General features: G+C 54.2%; 18 protein-coding genes and 1 riboswitch. Of the genes, 16 read left to right on the forward strand and 2 right to left on the reverse strand.

The window, feature by feature from the left end; genetic code table 11:
* Nucleotides 1–217 precede the first annotated feature (217 nt).
* A riboswitch (SAM riboswitch) is annotated at nucleotides 218–316 on the forward strand.
* A gap of 77 nt (nucleotides 317–393) precedes the next feature.
* The 16 genes from cysK (at nucleotide 394) to UCI88_RS07675 (ending at nucleotide 15,887) form a co-directional block, all read left to right on the forward strand.
* The gene (gene cysK, locus UCI88_RS07600; protein ID WP_256179234.1) at nucleotides 394–1,332 is read left to right on the forward strand and encodes a cysteine synthase A; all 939 of its coding nucleotides are present in this window, start codon (nucleotides 394–396) and stop codon (nucleotides 1,330–1,332) included.
* Between the two features lie 32 nt (nucleotides 1,333–1,364).
* The gene (locus UCI88_RS07605) at nucleotides 1,365–2,402 is read left to right on the forward strand and encodes a sulfate ABC transporter substrate-binding protein (RefSeq protein WP_256179233.1); all 1,038 of its coding nucleotides are present in this window, start codon (nucleotides 1,365–1,367) and stop codon (nucleotides 2,400–2,402) included.
* A gap of 12 nt (nucleotides 2,403–2,414) precedes the next feature.
* Nucleotides 2,415–3,260 (forward strand): sulfate ABC transporter permease subunit CysT, encoded by an 846-nt coding sequence (gene cysT, locus UCI88_RS07610; RefSeq protein ID WP_256179232.1) that lies wholly within the window; start codon nucleotides 2,415–2,417, stop codon nucleotides 3,258–3,260.
* A gap of 12 nt (nucleotides 3,261–3,272) precedes the next feature.
* Nucleotides 3,273–4,103 carry a sulfate ABC transporter permease gene (locus UCI88_RS07615; RefSeq protein ID WP_044503733.1) on the forward strand — a complete coding sequence of 277 codons (831 nt, stop codon included), beginning with the start codon at nucleotides 3,273–3,275 and terminating at the stop codon, nucleotides 4,101–4,103.
* Between the two features lie 12 nt (nucleotides 4,104–4,115).
* Nucleotides 4,116–5,177 (forward strand): sulfate/molybdate ABC transporter ATP-binding protein, encoded by a 1,062-nt coding sequence (locus tag UCI88_RS07620; protein WP_256179231.1) that lies wholly within the window; start codon nucleotides 4,116–4,118, stop codon nucleotides 5,175–5,177.
* Between the two features lie 16 nt (nucleotides 5,178–5,193).
* Entirely contained in the window at nucleotides 5,194–6,891 is a 1,698-nt protein-coding gene (locus UCI88_RS07625; RefSeq protein WP_256179230.1) for an adenylyl-sulfate reductase subunit alpha, read from the forward strand.
* Entirely contained in the window at nucleotides 6,875–7,189 is a 315-nt protein-coding gene (locus tag UCI88_RS07630) for a 4Fe-4S dicluster domain-containing protein (RefSeq protein WP_044503736.1), read from the forward strand. Before UCI88_RS07625 ends, UCI88_RS07630 begins: the two co-directional genes overlap by 17 nt.
* A gap of 37 nt (nucleotides 7,190–7,226) precedes the next feature.
* On the forward strand, nucleotides 7,227–8,126 hold the full coding sequence (gene cysD, locus UCI88_RS07635) for a sulfate adenylyltransferase subunit CysD (RefSeq protein ID WP_044503737.1): 900 nt from the start codon (nucleotides 7,227–7,229) through the stop codon (nucleotides 8,124–8,126).
* Nucleotides 8,126–9,820, forward strand: coding sequence for a sulfate adenylyltransferase subunit 1 (locus UCI88_RS07640; protein WP_256179229.1), 1,695 nt, complete (start codon nucleotides 8,126–8,128; stop codon nucleotides 9,818–9,820). Before cysD ends, UCI88_RS07640 begins: the two co-directional genes overlap by 1 nt.
* 230 nt (nucleotides 9,821–10,050) lie before the next feature.
* Nucleotides 10,051–11,067, forward strand: coding sequence for an anaerobic sulfite reductase subunit AsrA (gene asrA, locus UCI88_RS07645; protein ID WP_256179228.1), 1,017 nt, complete (start codon nucleotides 10,051–10,053; stop codon nucleotides 11,065–11,067).
* Nucleotides 11,060–11,866: an anaerobic sulfite reductase subunit AsrB gene (gene asrB, locus UCI88_RS07650; RefSeq protein ID WP_256179227.1), complete on the forward strand. Its 807-nt coding sequence runs from the start codon at nucleotides 11,060–11,062 to the stop codon at nucleotides 11,864–11,866. The genes asrA and asrB overlap by 8 nt, the downstream gene beginning before the upstream one ends.
* Nucleotides 11,867–11,878: 12 nt before the next feature.
* Nucleotides 11,879–12,856 carry a sulfite reductase subunit C gene (gene asrC, locus UCI88_RS07655; protein ID WP_255304169.1) on the forward strand — a complete coding sequence of 326 codons (978 nt, stop codon included), beginning with the start codon at nucleotides 11,879–11,881 and terminating at the stop codon, nucleotides 12,854–12,856.
* Nucleotides 12,857–12,869: 13 nt separating this feature from the next.
* The gene (locus UCI88_RS07660; protein WP_256179226.1) at nucleotides 12,870–13,637 is read left to right on the forward strand and encodes a formate/nitrite transporter family protein; all 768 of its coding nucleotides are present in this window, start codon (nucleotides 12,870–12,872) and stop codon (nucleotides 13,635–13,637) included.
* A gap of 386 nt (nucleotides 13,638–14,023) precedes the next feature.
* The gene (locus UCI88_RS07665; protein WP_302357232.1) at nucleotides 14,024–14,302 is read left to right on the forward strand and encodes a hypothetical protein; all 279 of its coding nucleotides are present in this window, start codon (nucleotides 14,024–14,026) and stop codon (nucleotides 14,300–14,302) included.
* 13 nt (nucleotides 14,303–14,315) lie between these two features.
* The gene (locus UCI88_RS07670; protein ID WP_256179224.1) at nucleotides 14,316–15,179 is read left to right on the forward strand and encodes a formate/nitrite transporter family protein; all 864 of its coding nucleotides are present in this window, start codon (nucleotides 14,316–14,318) and stop codon (nucleotides 15,177–15,179) included.
* Between the two features lie 150 nt (nucleotides 15,180–15,329).
* Nucleotides 15,330–15,887: a flavin reductase family protein gene (locus UCI88_RS07675; protein ID WP_256179223.1), complete on the forward strand. Its 558-nt coding sequence runs from the start codon at nucleotides 15,330–15,332 to the stop codon at nucleotides 15,885–15,887.
* A gap of 68 nt (nucleotides 15,888–15,955) precedes the next feature.
* On the opposite strand, the gene UCI88_RS07680 is transcribed toward UCI88_RS07675, so the two are convergent.
* Together UCI88_RS07680 and lexA are read right to left on the reverse strand one after the other, a co-directional pair.
* Complete coding sequence (locus tag UCI88_RS07680) at nucleotides 15,956–16,615, reverse strand: Crp/Fnr family transcriptional regulator (RefSeq protein WP_044503743.1); 660 nt, start codon at nucleotides 16,613–16,615, stop codon at nucleotides 15,956–15,958.
* An 11-nt stretch (nucleotides 16,616–16,626) separates the two neighbouring features.
* Nucleotides 16,627–17,244, reverse strand: coding sequence for a transcriptional repressor LexA (lexA, locus tag UCI88_RS07685; protein ID WP_044503744.1), 618 nt, complete (start codon nucleotides 17,242–17,244; stop codon nucleotides 16,627–16,629).
* Nucleotides 17,245–17,378 lie beyond the last annotated feature (134 nt).

Here is a 17,378-nt window from a genome sequence, read left to right on the forward strand (position 1 = left end):
AATTTTAACTTTTTTCTTCATTTTTTTCATAAAATGCCTTGACAAGACGCCTTACAAAGTGTACAATTCCAGTAACGTTTCAAGCGAATCGTTGTTGTATACATTGTATAAGAATGAGGTATGTCATTATGGGGTACTTAAAAAATTTGACCATCATGTGTTGTACGATATAATCGTATTGTACAGCTATCTATCATAGGACAATACAATACGAACCTATTCATCCAGAGCAGCCGAGGGACTGGCCCTTTGACGCTGCGGCAACCTACGTAGGTAAGGTGCCAATTCCAGCAGGATTTTACCTGGCAGATGAAGTCATGGGCATACGTTTATTTCTTGCGCCATCTGCTTATCACAGGTGGCGCTTTTCTTTTGGCAACATGGAGGGATCTTATGGAGCATGTAGCAAAATACGTGACCGACCTCGTCGGTCATACGCCGCTCTTGGAGCTGACCCGCTGGCAGGCGGTACACGGCATCAAAGGCCGGGTCCTGGCCAAGCTTGAATACTTCAATCCCTTGGGCAGCGTCAAGGATCGAGTGGCCGTGGCCATGATCGACGCCGGGATACAAGCCGGGAAGATCAATCAGGATACGGTCATCATCGAACCGACGAGCGGCAACACCGGCATCGGTCTTGCCATGGCCGCGGCCGTGAAAGGTTTGCACCTCATCTTGACCATGCCTGATACGATGAGCCTGGAAAGGCAGAAAATCGTCAAGGCTTTGGGTGCAGAAGTCGTGCTGACACCGGGCATCGAGGGGATGCGCGGCAGTATCGGCAAGGCTGAAGAACTGCGAAAGTCTTACGGCAACGCCTTCATTCCGCAGCAGTTCGACAATCCGGCCAATCCGGCCATCCACCGGACGACGACGGCCGAAGAAATCTGGCGCGATACGGACGGTAATGTCGATATCTTCATTTCGTCCGTCGGCACTGGCGGTACCATTACCGGCACGGCTGAGGGGTTAAAAAGCCATGACCGGGAGGTACAAATCGTCGCTGTCGAGCCGAAAGACTCGGCCGTCCTTCGCGGCGGAAAGCCCGGGCCCCACGCCATTCAGGGGATTGGCGCCGGCTTCATTCCCAGCGTCCTCGATATGTCACTCGTAGATGATGTGATCGACGTATCGAATGAGGATGCTTATGAACGGGCTCGGGAAGTGGCCAAGACCGACGGCCTCTTGGTCGGCATCTCGTCAGGTGCCTCCTTACAGGCGGCCCTAACCGTCGCCAAGCGGCCGGAAAATGAGGGCAAGACTATCGTCGTCCTCTTGCCGGACGGCGGCGAGCGCTATTTATCTACATCTTTATTTGAAGAAGGCCTGTAAGGGCCTGCAGTCGGTATCGAGGGGGAAAAGATATGAAACATAAAAAAATCATAGCGGTACTGACTGTCACGGCAGTCCTCACGGCGGCCGGTCTCTTGGCCGGCTGCGGTCGTGGGACTGATGAGGACACGCTTACCTTGACCAACGTCTCGTATGATCCAACACGTGAATTATATAAAGAATATAATGAAGCCTTTCAAAAGCATTATAAAGAGCAGACCGGGAAGGATATCCGCATCGTCCAGTCTCACGGCGGTTCGGGCAGCCAGGCCCGATCGGTCATCGAAGGCAGTCGGGCTGATGTCGTGACCCTGGCCCTGTCGTATGACATCGAACGCCTGGAACGGGCCGGCCTCATCGATGCCGGTTGGGAACAGGAACTTCCCGATGACTCGGCACCGTACACGTCGACCATCGTCTTTCTGGTTCGCAAGGGGAATCCTAAGGGGATACGCGACTGGAACGATTTGACGAAATCCGGCGTCAGTGTCATTACGCCCGATCCCAAGAGCAGCGGCGGTGCCTGTTGGAACTTTTTGGCCGCTTGGAGCTGGGGCCTTGATCATTTCGGGGGGAATGAAATCAAGACCCGGGCCTTCATGACCGACCTCTACCGCCATGTCACCGTCATGGACGCCGGCGCCCGGGGCTCGACGACGACCTTTGTCGAAAACGGGCAGGGGGACGTCCTCATCGCCTGGGAGAACGAAGCGCTCTATACGATGCGCGAATATCCCGGCAGCTATGAAGTCGTCGTACCCAGTGTCAGCATATTAGCACAGCCCAGTGTGGCCGTCGTCGACCGCCTGGCTCGGCGCAAGGGCCATGAACAGGCGGCTCAGGAGTACCTGCGCTATTTGTACTCTGACGAAGGCCAGGAATTGGCCGCCAAAAATGATTTCCGGCCGTCCAATCCGGAGATTCTCCGGCGCTACGCCGACCGATTTGACCTTAACGTCAAGCTGACGCGCATCAGCGACTTCGGCGGCTGGGATGCAGCCTATGTCAAATTCTTCGACGACGACGCCATGTTTGATAAAATCATGGCCGATGTCGATGGCAGTCAATAAGGAGGGATGCAGATGAATCCATTTTCAAACCCGGCGGGCGGGCGAAACCGAATTATTCCCGGCTTCGGCCTGACCCTGGGCGTGACCCTGGCCATGCTGTCCTTATTGATCCTAATCCCGTTGATATCGATTTTAGGCCACGCCTTTCAGCTGACGGCCAATGACTACGCCAAGCTCATCACCAACAGTGCCATTCGCAATGCTTTTATCACGACCCTTGGAAGTTCTTTCTTGGCGGCCCTGATCAACTCCATCTTCGGTTTCATCCTGGCCTGGGTCCTCGTCCGCTATGAATTTCGCGGCAAGACCCTCTTAAACGGTGTCATCGAACTGCCTTTTGCCTTGCCGACGGCCGTTGCCGGCATTACTCTTTCCAAGCTCTATTCCGATACGGGCTTCTTCGGCAGCTTCTTTGCCGGCTACGGCATTCCCATCGCCTATACCCATATCGGCCTTATCATCGCCTTGGTCTTCGTCGGCATTCCCTTCGTCGTCCGCTCCATTCAGCCGGTCCTGGAAAATTTGGATCCGACCTATGAAGAGGCGGGGAGCATGCTCGGCGCGTCGAAGTTTACCATCTTCCGGCGCATCATCTTTCCGGAACTGCGGCCGGCTCTCTTGACCGGTTTCGGCCTGGCTTTTGCCCGGGGCCTTGGCGAATACGGCAGTGTCATTTACATTTCAGGCAACAGTGCCAAGAACCACACTCAGGTCGTCTCGTACGTCATCATGCAGAAGCTTAATTACGTCGACTATGCCAGCGCTACGGCCATCGCCTTGGTCATGCTCATCATCGCCTTTGCCATGCTGTTTTCCATCAATATGATTCAGCTCTGGCAGGCTCGGCGCGTTCAATAGAGGAGGGGAATCATGAAGCACAGCAAGACAAAAATACTCTTACTGAGCATCAGCGTCGTCTTCGTCGTCGTCATGCTCATCGTCCCCCTCATTTCGGTCCTAATGAATTCACTGGCCGAGGGCTGGGACTTTTACGTCAAAGCGTTGACGACGCCTTACGTTTTGTCAGCCCTGCGCCTGACCTTGATAGCCACGGTCATTGCCGTCATCGTCAATACCGTCTTCGGCCTCTGTGCGGCCTGGGCCATTTCAAAATTCGACTTTCGGGGCAAACACCTGTTGACGACCCTCATCGATATTCCCTTTTCCGTCTCGCCGGTCATCGCCGGCCTGGCCTTCATCATGACCTTCGGCCGCATGGGCTGGATCGGTCAGTGGATCGAAGTCCTGAACGATTATTTAGGGACGGATATTCAGATTGTCTTCGCCGTTCCCGGCGTCATCTTGGCGACGATTTTTGTCACCTTTCCCTTCGTCTTCCGGGAAATCATTCCGGTCCTCCATACCCAGGGCCGCGATGAAGAAGAAGCCGCCGCCCTCATGGGGGCCAAGGGGAAGACGATATTCTTCCGCATTACCCTGCCGCAGATCAAATGGGCCTTATTGTACGGCATCGTCCTCTGTACGGCCCGGGCCCTCGGCGAATTCGGTGCTGTCAGCGCCATGTCGAAACTGCGGGGCGAAACCTTTACCTTGCCCCTTGAAATCGACGCCCTCTACCAATCGGGGTCGACCGATGCCATTACGGCGGCCTTTGCCGTGTCGTCCCTCTTGGTACTCTTAGCCGTCGGCGTTCTCTTGCTGAGGGTATTCTTTGAAGCCAAGCTCCACAAGCCATCTTAAGGAGGTGATGTCATGTACGTCGAGATGAAGCATATCGAAAAAAACTACGGCTCTTTCCACGCCTCGCGGGACGTGTCCTTTTGCGTCGACAAGGGCAAACTGGTCGCCCTCCTGGGACCCAGCGGCAGCGGCAAGACGACGATCCTACGCATGCTGGCGGGCCTTGAAAATCCCAACAGCGGCGACATCGTCATCGACGGCAAACGGGTCAATGACATTCCCGCTGCCAAGCGGGGCATCGGCTTCGTGTTCCAAAACTACGCCTTGTTCCGCTATATGACCGTCTTTGACAACGTCGCCTTCGGACTCACCATACAGGGGATGGATAAGAAGCAAATTCGTGAGCGCGTCCTGGAGATGATCGACCTCGTCGGCTTGGCCGGCATGGAAGGGCGCTATCCCAATCAGCTTTCCGGCGGCCAGCGACAACGCGTGGCCTTTGCCCGGGCCCTGGCGCCTCATCCCCAGGTCCTGCTCCTCGATGAACCCTTTGCGGCCATCGACGCCAAGGTGCGGCAAGAGCTGCGCAACTGGCTGAAAGAGACCATTCACCGCGTCGGTATTACCAGCATCTTCGTCACCCACGACCAAGATGAAGCCGTGGAAGTGGCCGACGAAATCATCATCACCAATCACGGCCGCATCGAACAAGTCGGGACGCCCTTTGATATATACAGCAAGCCCAAGACGCCCTTTGTGGCCGAATTCATTGGGACGCCCGTCGTCATCGACAACTGCAGCGTCCTCACGGGCTTCGTCGACGTCGGCGGTCCGAAAAGAGCCATTATCCGACCGGAATTCCTCAAGATCTATAAACAGGGGACGATGAAGCGCTACGCCAGTGCTGCTGAAGACGGTGTCGTCGAAGCCGTCGTCTTCCGCGGCAGCCGCCTCGACGTGACCCTGCGCGTCAAGGACTACCTCATTCACGGGGAATACGCCTTTGATGCCCCGAATCTTACGGTCGGAGAAACGGTGAAGGTCCTCATTTACCGCCTCCACGTCCTCGACGGGGATAAGACCTATTTACGAGAAAACAGTGCCATGATGGGCTCTGATGTATTCTATATTTAAACGAAGGAGTATTGCCATGCAGATTCAGAAGGAGAAAATCATCCACACCGATGTCCTCATCATCGGCGGGGGAACGGCAGGCTGTTATGCCGCCTTGACCCTCCGGAGCCTGTCGAAGGCCTCGGTGGTCATCGCCGAAAAGGCAGACATTCGCCGCAGCGGTTGTCTGGCAGCCGGTGTCAACGCCTTGAATGCCTATATCACCAAGGGCCATACGCCGCAGTTTTATGTGGATTACGCCAAGAAAGACGCCGCCGGCATCGTCCGCGAAGACCTGCTCTTGACCATGTCGGAAGGCCTCAACGAAGTCACCAAGAAGCTTGAAGAATTGGGCCTGGTCATCTTGAAAGACGAACAGGGGGAATACGTTACCCGCGGCCCGCGCAACATCAAGATCAACGGCGAAAATATCAAGACCATCTTGGCCGATGCCGTAAAGAAACTGGACGACGTCGAAGTTATCAATCATTTGAATATTACCGACTACATCGTCCGCGACAATCGCATTGCCGGTGCCCTGGGCTTCGACATCCTGACCGGTACGGCTTATGAAATCCGGGCCAAAGCCGTCCTTTGTGCAACCGGCGGTGCGTCCGGCCTCTACCGGCCCAACAATCCCGGTTTTTCCCGCCATAAGATGTGGTACAGTCCCTTTAATACGGGAGCCGGTTACGCCATGGGCATCCGGGCCGGGGCGGAAATGACGACCTTTGAAATGCGTTTCATCGCCTTGCGCTGCAAGGATACCATTGCTCCGACAGGGACCATCGCCCAAGGCGTCGGTGCCAAGCAGATCAACGCCAAGGGCGAAGTCTACGAAGATAAATACGGCTTGACGACGTCTCAGCGGCTCTACGGCACGGTGAAGGAAAACCTCGAAGGCAAGGGACCTTGCTACCTCAAGACAGAAGGCTTGACGGCCAAAGAGGATGAAGCCCTCTTAAAAGCCTACCTCAACATGGCGCCGAGCCAGACCCTGAAATGGATGGAATCGGGAAAATTCCCGAGTCAGCAAAACGTCGAAATCGAAGGGACCGAACCCTACGTCGTCGGCGGCCATACGGCCAGCGGCTACTGGGTCGATACCCATCGGCAGACGACTATTGAAGGGCTCTATGCTGCCGGTGACGTCGCCGGAGGCTGCCCGCAGAAGTACGTAACCGGCGCCCTCGTCGAAGGGGAAATCGCTGCCAAGCATATCGTTGAAACGGCATTGTCCGGAGACCTCGAGCTGACGGCCGATGAAGAACAGCAGCTCTTAGCTGACAAGGTCGCCGAATACAACGCCTTCCTCGGCGAAGAACGACCTTTCTTTACCGTTGAAGAACTGGAAGAAGCCATGCAGAAAGTCATGGACACCTACGCCGGCGGCATCGGCAGCCATTACCAATACAACGAACGCCAGCTGGCCCTTGCCGATGAAAAAATCGACCAGCTCACGGACCTGGCAACCAGCGTCGGTGCCGGTGACTACCATGAACTGCTCTTCGTCTACGAACTGCGTGAACGATTGACTGTCTGCAAGGTCCTCATTGCTCACCTCCGGGCCCGCAAGGAAACGCGGTGGCATTCCTTTGCCGAAAACCTCGACTATCCGGAGCAGAGGGAAGAATGGCTGAAATACGTCAATTCCCGCATGGATGAAGATGGCCAGATTCACATGGTATACCGCGATTTAGTACCGGGAGGGAGCCTTTATGAGCATTCGCATTAATCAAGACCGCTGCATCGGCTGCAAACGCTGTGTGTCCGTCTGCCCGGGCAGCCTTATCGATATCAACGAGACGGGAAAGGCCCGGATGCATTACCCCAAAGACTGTTGGGGCTGTGTATCCTGCGTCAAAGAGTGTCCCGTCCAGGCCATCGACTTTTACCTCGGCGCCGACATGGGCGGCCGGGGGAGTACGATGAACGTCACCACCGAAGGTCAGTACATCAAATGGCACATCCGTCGGCCTGACGGCAGTGAAGAGACGATTACCATCGACCGCAAACAGGCCAATTCGTATTAACCGGCCTTACTATCTATCTGTTTAGAGGGGGATTATTATGTCTGCATTATCGCATCTTGACAACTTGGAAGCCGAAGCGATTTACATCATCCGCGAAGTGGCGGCAGAGTGTGAAAAGCCCGTCATGCTCTATTCCATCGGCAAAGACAGCTCGGTCATGCTCCATCTGGCCTTGAAGGCTTTTTATCCGGAAAAACCACCGTTCCCGTTCCTCCACGTCAATACGACTTGGAAGTTTAAGGAAATGATTCGCTTCCGCGATGAAACGATGAAAAAATACGGCCTTCAGCTCATTGAACATATCAATCAGGAAGGTGTAAAACAGGGAGTCAATCCCTTCGATTACGGCGCATCCTATACGGATATCATGAAGACCCAGGCCTTAAAGCAGGCCTTGAACCAATACGGCTTCACGGCAGCCTTCGGCGGCGGCCGCCGCGACGAAGAAAAGTCTCGCGCCAAGGAACGCATCTTCTCCTTCCGCAACGAAGCCCAGGCTTGGGATCCGAAGAACCAGCGTCCGGAAATGTGGAAACTGTACAACACCCATATCCATAAGGGGGAAAGCATGCGCGTATTCCCCATTTCCAACTGGACGGAAAAGGATATCTGGCAGTACATCAAGCGGGAAAACATTGACATTGTATCCCTGTACTTTGCCGCTGAACGGCCCTGCGTCTACCGCGACGGCAACATCATCATGGTCGACGACGACCGCATGCGCTTAAAGCCCGGCGAAGAAGTCATGCATAAGAAGATTCGCTTCCGGACCCTTGGCTGCTATCCGCTGACGGGGGGCATCGAATCGGACGCCGACACGCTGGACGCCATCATCGACGAAACCTTGAGTGCCGTATCGTCGGAACGGACGAGCCGGGTCATCGATAACGAAGCGGCCGGCAGTATGGAACGCAGAAAGAGAGAGGGGTACTTCTAATGGATAGAAATGAAAACGGTTTATTAAAATTCATCACCTGCGGCAGTGTCGACGACGGCAAATCGACGCTCATCGGCCACTTGCTGTACGATGCCAAACTGCTCTATGCCGATCAGAAACGGGCGTTGGAGCTTGAAAGCAAGGTCGGCAGCCGCGGCGGGGCCATTGACTATTCGCTCCTCCTCGACGGCCTCATGGCTGAACGGGAACAGGGCATCACCATCGACGTCGCCTACCGCTATTTCAATACGGATAATCGCAGCTTCATCGTTGCCGATACGCCGGGCCATGAAGAATATACGCGCAACATGGCCGTCGGTGCCTCCTTTGCCGATTTGGCCATCATCCTCATCGACGCTACCCAGGGCGTCTTGGTCCAGACTCGGCGCCACGCCCGTATCTGCGCCCTCATGGGCATTCGCTACTTCATCTTTGCCATCAACAAGATGGACCTCGTCGACTATGATCAGAAGCGCTTTGAAGCCATCAAACAGGATATCGAAGCCCTTCGGGACGACTTGGAACTGGAAAACGCCGTCTTTATTCCCGTCTCGGCGACGGAAGGGGACAACGTTACCAAAAAGTCCGTTCCCATGGCTTGGTACGACGGCCCGACCATCCTCGAATACTTGGAAACGGTCGACGTCGAAGAAAATGACGAAGAAGGCTTTTACCTTCCTATTCAGCGCGTCTGCCGTCCGAATCATACTTTCCGCGGCTTCCAGGGGCAGATCGAAAGCGGCTCTTTACAAGTCGGCGATACGGTTCAGATCCTGCCCAGCAAGCAGGAAGCCAAGGTTAAAGACATCCTGGTCGGCTTTAATTCTGTGCCGTCGGCCTCGAAGGGGCAGCCGGTCAATGTCCAGCTCGACCGGGAAGTCGACGTTTCCCGGGGCTGCGTCTTTACGAAAGATACGGCTATCGGCCTTGGCCAGCGCATTACAGCGACCATGCTCTGGATGGATGACCAACCCTTAGTCGTCGGTAAAGAATACGTCGTCAAACTGGGGACTAAGGAAATCGTCGGCGTCCTGACCGATGTCGACTACACCATCGACGTCAATACGGGCGAGAAAAAACGGGCCACGGCCGTTTCAAAGAACGAAATCGCCGTCTGCACCTTGTTCCTCCAGGAACCGATCGTTGTCGACACCTTCAGTCATCACAAGGGGCTTGGCGAACTGATCCTCATCGACCGGGTGACCAATATGACGTCGGCCTGCGGCGTCGTCATCGACGGCAACGATACCGACAGCGACCACACCTTCGTCAACGGCAGCCTTAAGGGGAGGGGCGACGTCTTTGAAGACTTCTTCTACGGTATGCAGAGCCTGAACATCACCAAGGCCAAACCGGCTTACCGCCAGTATCATATCGGCGATGCCATCCCGACCAAAGGCGAAACCTATGCCTATCCCGACGACTTCGACATCCTCATCCTACGCGATAATTTGGCTGTTGAAATCCGCCATGCCAAGGTGGCCAACATCCTGGCTCTCGACGGCTACGCCTATACGGAAAAACCGTTGGTCAACGGCCGGGGCTTCGCCATCAACGTCCATTCGGCACAGGAATTTGCCGACTTTAAGGCCGATTATGCCGCTGCCGGCGACAATCCCGACGCCAAAGTCTTCGATAAGTGGCTGACTTTTGAAACGTACCGTACGATTAAATTCCATAACGATTTTGAATAACTTCATCACGAAAAAAGTGCTGTTCCCACGGCGGGAGCGGCACTTTTTTTGTCTTTTGAGAATGGCGGTATAGATGACTTTTAAGCATGATTAATTGCGGATATTTTCAATAACCGTTGCGACGGCAACAGTTTGAACGGTCCCTTCCTGCTATGATAAGGGCAAGCTAGAAATAAGATTGCTGTCACGATATATGTGAAAAAAAGTATTTACTGAAAGAAGGGACTGCTATGGGATACGCGGTATCACTTGAAAAATTTCAAACTGTCTTCGATAGCTGGAGAAAAAAATACGATATTTACGCTCCGAAAGTCTTTGAAGGAACGGGTCGTTTTTCTGAAACAGACGTCGTCCGTTACGGGAAAGTCACGGATTTGGCCGATATCGATTGGAACGAACGGTCGGAATACTCCTTTAAGGATATTCTCCTGCCGCTGAGCCAGACCTTATTGTACTTTACGGAACATGGTATGACCGAATCGGAAGGTCCGACGAGAGGGACTATCGTCTTCCTCCGCAGCTGCGACCTCCACGCTGTGAAGCGCCTCGATTATATGTTCCTTGAAAACGGTCCGGAAGATTCCTATTATAAGCGCGTCCGCGACGGTCTGAAGTTCGTCCTCATGGGTTGCGACCACGATTTTGACGGCTGCTTCTGCGTCTCTATGGGGACCAACGTCAGCACGGACTACGACGCTGCCGTCAATGTCCACGGCGATGAGATTGAAATCGACTGTAAGGATGAAGACCTGGCTGAAGCCCTCCGTGCCATGGGCGCTGCCGAAGTCGACGTCACGCCCGACGCCGTTATGGAAAACAGCCTGACTGTCAAGGTTCCGGAAAACCTGACCTCGGCGGTGGCCAAGAGTTCCATTTGGGACGAATACGACAAGCGCTGCATCAAGTGCGGCCGCTGCACCATCGCCTGTCCGACCTGCACCTGCTGGTCCATGCAGGATCTCTTTTACACCGAAAACGGTCAGGCCGGTGAACGGCGCCGCGTCCAGGCCTCGTGCATGATCGACGGCTATACGGAAGTGGCCGGCGGCCTCTGTTTCCGCAAGAAAGCCGGCGAACGGATGCGCTTCAAGGTCCTCCACAAGGTCCTCGATTTCAAGAAGCGTTCCGGATTCCAGATGTGCGTCGGCTGCGGCCGGTGCGATGCCATCTGTCCCGAATACATTTCCTTTACTCATTGTGTCGAAAAATTAGAAGCCGGTATGAAGGAGGTCAGCGGCCATGAATAATTCATATATGCCTTTTCGCTCAGAAATCTTAGAGGTCATCAAACACGCCGATGTGGAATATACCTTCCGCATGTCCTACGACCGCGGCGATACGCATCCCGTAAAGCCCGGCCAGTTCTTTGAGATCTCCATCCCGAAATACGGCGAAGCGCCCATTTCCGTCAGCGGCATTACCGACCACTCCTTGGATTTTACCATCCGCCGCGTCGGTTCCCTTACGGAAGAAATCTTTGAAAACTACGTCGGCGGCCACTTCTTCATGCGCGGCCCTTACGGCAACGGCTTCGACGTCAATATGTTTAAAGGCAAGGAAATCGTCCTCATTACCGGCGGTTCCGGCCTGTCTCCGGTCCACGGCGTCATCGACTATTTCGCCGACCACATGGACGAATGCCAGAGCCTGAGTATCATTTCCGGCTTCAAGTCACCGGACGATATCTTGTTCCGCGACGATTTGAAACGCTGGATCGCCGACGGCATGAACTTCATCTACACTGTCGACGCCGCCCCCGAAGGCTACGAAGGCAATGTCGGACTTGTCACGCAGTACATCCCGCAGCTGCCGCTCAAGGACTTCGACAACGCCATCGCCGTCGTCGTCGGTCCGCCGATGATGATCAAATTCTCCATTCAGGAACTCTTAAAAATTGGCTTCGATGAAGAAAAAATTTGGTTGTCCGAATCGCGCAAGATGTGCTGCGGCCTCGGTAAATGCGGTCACTGCCGCATCGGCGAGCTCTACGTCTGCCAGGACGGCCCGGTATTCAAATATACGACGGTTCGCTCGTTTATCGACTAGGAGGGAAGAACGATGATTGATATGAATTGTGGCAAGTTAAAGAAAAACGCCTTTCGCGTCACCAAGAACCGCGGCGTAACGTCCGCCCGCGTCCGCGTTCCCGGCGGCCATCTCCGGGCCGACGTCTTAGGGAAAGTTCAGGAAATCGCCGAAACTTACGGCAGCGGAGAAGTCCATCTGACCATCCGTCAGGGCTTTGAAATCTTAGGCATTCCCTTTGAAAAGGTCGATGAAGTCAACAAGGCCCTGCAGCCCATCATCGAAGAATTGGGCATCAACCAGTCGGAAAAGGGCCGCGGCTACGATTCGTCCGGTACGCGTAACATCATGGCCTGCGTCGGCAACCGCATCTGTCCCTTTGCCAACTACGACACGACGGCCCTGGCCGAACGGATTGAAAAGGCTATTTTCCCCAATGACCTTCACGTCAAAGTCGCTCTCACGGGCTGCCCCAACGACTGCGGCAAGGTCCGCATGCATGACTTCGGCATCATCGGCATGACCGAGCCCCAGTTCGACCCGACGCGCTGCATCAGCTGCGGAGCCTGCGTCAAGAAGTGCAAACAGCTTTCCGTCGAAGCCTTGAAGATGGATAAGAACCGGCCCGTACGCAACGTCGAAAAATGCATCGGCTGCGGCGTCTGCGCCCACGCCTGCCCGACCCGTGCCTGGACGCGGAGCAAGACCCAGTATTTCCGCATGACTCTCCTGGGCCGCAGCGGCAAGAAGAACCCCCGCATGGGCATCGACTTCATCAAATGGCTCGACGCTGACAGTGTCGTCAAGATCATCAGCAACGTCTACGCCTACGCTCAGAAATACATCGATCCTGAAGCACCGGGCGGCAAGGAACACATCGGCTACATCGTCGACCGGACGGGAACGGAAGAATTCCTGCGCTGGATCATGAAGGACGTCAATCTGCCGCCGAAGGCCGAAATCTACAAACCGCTGTACTGGGACGGCATCCGCTACTCGGGATTGAAGTAGGGGGCAGACTACGATGTATCATGACGAATATGCGGCGACGGCGGCCGGTGCAGCCGCCAAAGTCCGCTTATTGAAAAAGAATCCCTTAGGATACTTTCTTATGTCGGCCCTGGCCGGTGCCTATATCGGCTTCGGCATCCTCCTGTCCTTTACGGTAGGGGGGACTTTGGGACCGATTCCGATGAATAAAATCGCCATGGGTCTGTCCTTTGGCATCGCCCTCAGCCTGGTCATCATCGCCGGTGCCGAACTCTTTACGGGCAACGCCATGGTCCTCTACAATGGCTGGCGGCAAAAGACGGTCACCTTGACCGACGTCATTGGCTTGTGGGTCGTCTGCTACCTGGGCAACCTCGTCGGCGCCGTCATCTTATCTTTTATCTTCTATGGCGCTGCCGGAACGGCCGGCGGTGTCGGACAGGCCCTGGCAGGAGCTGCAGCGACTAAGATGAGCCTGCCGCCGTTGGTCCTCTTCCTGCGGGGCATCTTGTGCAACGTCCTGGTCTGTCTCGCCGTCTGGTGCGGTTTTCGCTGCAAGTCTGACAGCGGGAAATTGATCATGACTTTCTGGTGTCTCTACGCCTTCTTTACCTGCGGCTTTGAGCACAGCGTGGCCAATATGACCGTCCTGACCTTGGGACTCCTCAATCCGGCCGGCATGGCCGTCAGCCTGGCAGGCTACGGACATAACCTTCTGTGGGTTACCTTAGGGAACATCGTCGGCGCCATCCTCTTCCTGGCTATTCCCTATGGTGTGGCGGCTAAAAAAATCGCTGAATAGTCGAACTCGTCCATCACCTGAATTTTCTGCGATAATAAAGAAAGACATCCAGTCGCAATGGGTGATTTCAAGAGCACCCTAATATTCGACAAAGAATCAAAAAAACGGCTTCCGCTATGGGAGCCGCTTTTGTCTTTTCGGAACAAAGACAAAAGAACCATGATTTATTGATATATGTATAATGATATTTTTTCAATATTTATTACGGTGACAACTATTTGAATGGCTCGTTTGTGGTATAATAAGAACAAAATAAAAAAGCGATTTGTTATCAAAAGATGTGAAAAAATCATGGACTGAAAGAGGAACGGATAGGGGATAGATGTATCCTTTGAAACCTTTCAAACTGTCTTTGCCAATTAGACAAAGAACCTCAGTTCAATCCGATGCGCTGCGGAAAAAAGAACCCCCGCAGGGGCATCGATTTTTTGAAATGGGCCGACGCCGACAGCGTCATCAACATCATCAGCCATGTCTACGCCTACGCCCAAACATATATGGATCCGGAAGCTCCGGGCGGCAAAGAACATCTCGGCTATATCGTCAATCGGACGGGACCGGAGGCGTTTCTGCTCCGGATCATGAAGGACCTGAGCTTACCGCCTAAAGCTGAGGTCTGTACGCCGTTGTATTGGAACGGCATCCGTTATTTTTGTTTGAAGTAGGAGGCGAGGTACTATGTATGATGAAGAATATGCAGCAACCGCTGCCGGTGCGGCTGCCAAGGTACGTTTGTTAAAAAATAACCCTTTGGGGTATTTTCTCCTGTCAGCACTGGCCGGGGCCTATATCGGCTTCGGCGTCCTCCTGGCCTTTACGGTCAGCGGCACACTGGGACCGATTCCGATGAATAAGATTGCCATGGGCCTGTCCTTTGGCGTCGCCCTCAGCTTGGTCATCATGGCCGGGGCAGAATTGTTTACAGGTAACGCCTTCGTCCTCTTCAGCGGCTGGCGCGGAAAGACCGTTTCTTTGGTCGACGTCGTTCACCTGTGGGTCGTCTGCTACGCCGGAAACTTTGTCGGTGCCGTCATCTTATCGTTCCTCTTCTACGGGGCAGCCGGGACGGCAGGCAGTGTCGGACAGGCCCTGGCAGGAGCCGCCGCAACCAAAATGAGTCTGCCTCCGTTGGTCCTCTTCCTGCGGGGCATCTTGTGCAACGTCTTGGTATGTCTGGCCGTCTGGTGCGGCTTCCGCTGCAAGTCTGACAGCGGGAAATTGATCATGACTTTCTGGTGTCTCTACGCCTTCTTTACCTGCGGCTTTGAACACAGTGTGGCCAATATGACCGTCCTGACCTTGGGACTCCTCAATCCGGCCGGCATGGCCGTAAGCTTCTCCGGCTTCGGCTACAACCTCCTGTGGGTCACCTTAGGCAATCTCGTCGGCGCCGTCGTCTTCCTGGCCATTCCTTACGGTATTGCTGCGGCAAAAAAACAGGCACACTCGACGACCAGCATCAGTTCATCACCTAAGACGGCCGTACCGAAACGTACCGTCACACACGCCTCGTCACCGGTAAGTCCTTCGACGACACACTGACGGTAACAAAATAAAGGTCATATCGGGCATAAACCCGGCTGCCGAAGCCTGTCTGCGGCAGCCGGGTTTGCCTTTTTAACCGCATCCTGTATCCATCGTCCACGAGTTTCTGCTATAATAAAGAAAATAACCGTAAGGGGGAATGACATCATGAGTAAAGAATTTTCCGGAAAAGAAGCTTGTATCGCTCCGGAAGGGGTATTCATTATCGGAACCTACGATGAAAATGGCGTTCCCAATGCCATGAACGCAGCCTGGGGTTCCCAGTCCGATTTCGATGAAATCACACTCTTTTTGGATAAACACAAGACGACGGACAACGTCAAAAAGACCGGCGCCTTTACCGTTGCCTTTGCGACCAAGGATACGATGGTCCTGGCCGATTATTTTGGCGTCGAAACGGGGAACCGCGTCAATAAGATCGAAGTGGCCGGCTGCCACGTCCATGAAAGCCGCCACGTCAAGGCCCCGATCATCGAAGAATTTCCCGTCACCCTCGAATGCGAATGCAAGAGCTATGACGACGAAACGGGGATTCTCGTCGGAAAAATCGTAGCTCAGCAAGCTGATGAATCGGTCCTCACCGAGGGGCTCGTCGACTACGACAAACTCCAGCCCATCATGTATGACAGCAGCACCAAGACGTATCGCCTCATCGGCCCCGTCGTCGGCAAAGCCTTCCACGACGGCCTGGCTTTAAAGAAGTAAATCTGTAATATACGGCATGCAAAAAGGGAGTACCGCCAAATGCCTTGGCAGTGCTCCCTTTTTTGTATTTAGTTTAAGGTAACGGTCTGTTGATTTACATCGATGAGTCCTTCTTCTTTCATGCGCGACATTTCCCGGGCGACGGCTGTTCGGTCGGCACAGAGGTAGTCGGCCAGCTGGCTTCGCGTCACGGGAATGGTGAAGGTCGGGCTGCCGGCCTTTTCTGATTGGAAGGAAAAATACGTCAGCAGCTTTTTGCGCAAGGTTTTTTTCGAGACGATCTCCAACTTTTCCATGAGCTGGGCGTTCTTTGCGGCAATGAGGTGCAGCATATTTTCGATGAGCCGATGATGAAAAGGACAGGCCTGTGTACAGACGTGGAGGACTTTTTGAAAGGGCAAGGTCAGGAAGGTCGTCGTCTTGACGGCTTGGAAGGTGACTAAAGACTGCAAAATTGTAGCGCAGACGAAGGTTTCCCCAAAGAGGCCGCCTTCTTTGATGACGGCCAAGACGGCCTTGTCGCCCCAGCGGTCTTCGTGGATCATGTGGATTTCACCGCTTAAGACGACGCCGATATAGCGGACTTCGTCTTGGGCCAGAACCAAGAATTCCCCTTTCCGGACGGTCTTCGTCTGGGCACCGAGGCAGGTGAGCATGGCTGACCGGTCTTCGGGGCGGATGCCGTCAAAGAGGGCACTGTTGGCAGCTGCCGCAGCAACATCAACCATAAAGATACCTCCTAATATTGACGGTAGAGGCCGACGACTTTGCCGAGAATCTTGCAGTTTCGCGTGTAAATCGGTTCGTATTCATCATTTTCCGGCTGGAGTCGAATGGCATCTTTTTCGCGGAAATAACGCTTTACGGTCGCTTCATCGTCGATGAGGGCCACGACGATTTCACCGTTTTCTGCCGTATCCTGATGGCGGACGATGAGCTGATCGCCTTCGAGGATGCCGGCATTTTTCATGCTGTCCCCTTGGACGATGAGCATGAAGCAGTCGTCATTGCCGATGAAATCAGCCGGGAAGGGGTAGACGTCTTCGACGCACTCTTCGGCAAAGATAGGAGCTCCGGCACGGACCTGGCCGACGAGGGGCAGGGGAACGATCTTCTTTGAACGCCACGAACCTTCGTCGAGGAGTTCGATCGTTCGGTTCTTAGCCGGGTCGCGGCGGATATAGCCCAGGTCTTCAAGGCGATGGAGATAGCCATGGACTGTCGACGTCGAACTGAGGCCGACTTCTTTACAGATTTCCCGGACCGACGGGGGATAGCCGAATTGGTGGACACAGGTGCGGATGTATTCTAATATCTGTTTTTGACGGGTCGTCAGCATTTTTTCATTGGTAATCATATATAGTCACTCCAGTCTCTGGCAAGTTACAATCATTCCAGTATAGCTAGTCACATTATACCGAAAATACCGAAAAAAATCAAACATTTGTTCAAATCGCCTTGACAAGAACAACTGTTCGAAGCTATAATAAG

This window comes from Megasphaera massiliensis (assembly GCF_036305205.1).
Classification (GTDB): domain Bacteria; phylum Bacillota; class Negativicutes; order Veillonellales; family Megasphaeraceae; genus Megasphaera; species Megasphaera massiliensis.

Excerpts from the sequence above, each read along its gene's own strand:
- cysK (WP_256179234.1), top strand. The coding sequence starts at position 394 with ATGGAGCATGTAGCAAAATACGTGACCGACCTCGTCGGTCATACGCCG.
- UCI88_RS07605 (WP_256179233.1), top strand. The coding sequence starts at position 1,365 with ATGAAACATAAAAAAATCATAGCGGTACTGACTGTCACGGCAGTCCTC.
- cysT (WP_256179232.1), top strand. The coding sequence starts at position 2,415 with ATGAATCCATTTTCAAACCCGGCGGGCGGGCGAAACCGAATTATTCCC.
- UCI88_RS07615 (WP_044503733.1), top strand. The coding sequence starts at position 3,273 with ATGAAGCACAGCAAGACAAAAATACTCTTACTGAGCATCAGCGTCGTC.
- UCI88_RS07620 (WP_256179231.1), top strand. The coding sequence starts at position 4,116 with ATGTACGTCGAGATGAAGCATATCGAAAAAAACTACGGCTCTTTCCAC.
- UCI88_RS07625 (WP_256179230.1), top strand. The coding sequence starts at position 5,194 with ATGCAGATTCAGAAGGAGAAAATCATCCACACCGATGTCCTCATCATC.
- UCI88_RS07630 (WP_044503736.1), top strand. The coding sequence starts at position 6,875 with ATGAGCATTCGCATTAATCAAGACCGCTGCATCGGCTGCAAACGCTGT.
- cysD (WP_044503737.1), top strand. The coding sequence starts at position 7,227 with ATGTCTGCATTATCGCATCTTGACAACTTGGAAGCCGAAGCGATTTAC.
- UCI88_RS07640 (WP_256179229.1), top strand. The coding sequence starts at position 8,126 with ATGGATAGAAATGAAAACGGTTTATTAAAATTCATCACCTGCGGCAGT.
- asrA (WP_256179228.1), top strand. The coding sequence starts at position 10,051 with ATGGGATACGCGGTATCACTTGAAAAATTTCAAACTGTCTTCGATAGC.
- asrB (WP_256179227.1), top strand. The coding sequence starts at position 11,060 with ATGAATAATTCATATATGCCTTTTCGCTCAGAAATCTTAGAGGTCATC.
- asrC (WP_255304169.1), top strand. The coding sequence starts at position 11,879 with ATGATTGATATGAATTGTGGCAAGTTAAAGAAAAACGCCTTTCGCGTC.
- UCI88_RS07660 (WP_256179226.1), top strand. The coding sequence starts at position 12,870 with ATGTATCATGACGAATATGCGGCGACGGCGGCCGGTGCAGCCGCCAAA.
- UCI88_RS07665 (WP_302357232.1), top strand. The coding sequence starts at position 14,024 with ATGCGCTGCGGAAAAAAGAACCCCCGCAGGGGCATCGATTTTTTGAAA.
- UCI88_RS07670 (WP_256179224.1), top strand. The coding sequence starts at position 14,316 with ATGTATGATGAAGAATATGCAGCAACCGCTGCCGGTGCGGCTGCCAAG.
- UCI88_RS07675 (WP_256179223.1), top strand. The coding sequence starts at position 15,330 with ATGAGTAAAGAATTTTCCGGAAAAGAAGCTTGTATCGCTCCGGAAGGG.
- UCI88_RS07680 (WP_044503743.1), bottom strand. The coding sequence starts at position 16,615 with ATGGTTGATGTTGCTGCGGCAGCTGCCAACAGTGCCCTCTTTGACGGC.
- lexA (WP_044503744.1), bottom strand. The coding sequence starts at position 17,244 with ATGATTACCAATGAAAAAATGCTGACGACCCGTCAAAAACAGATATTA.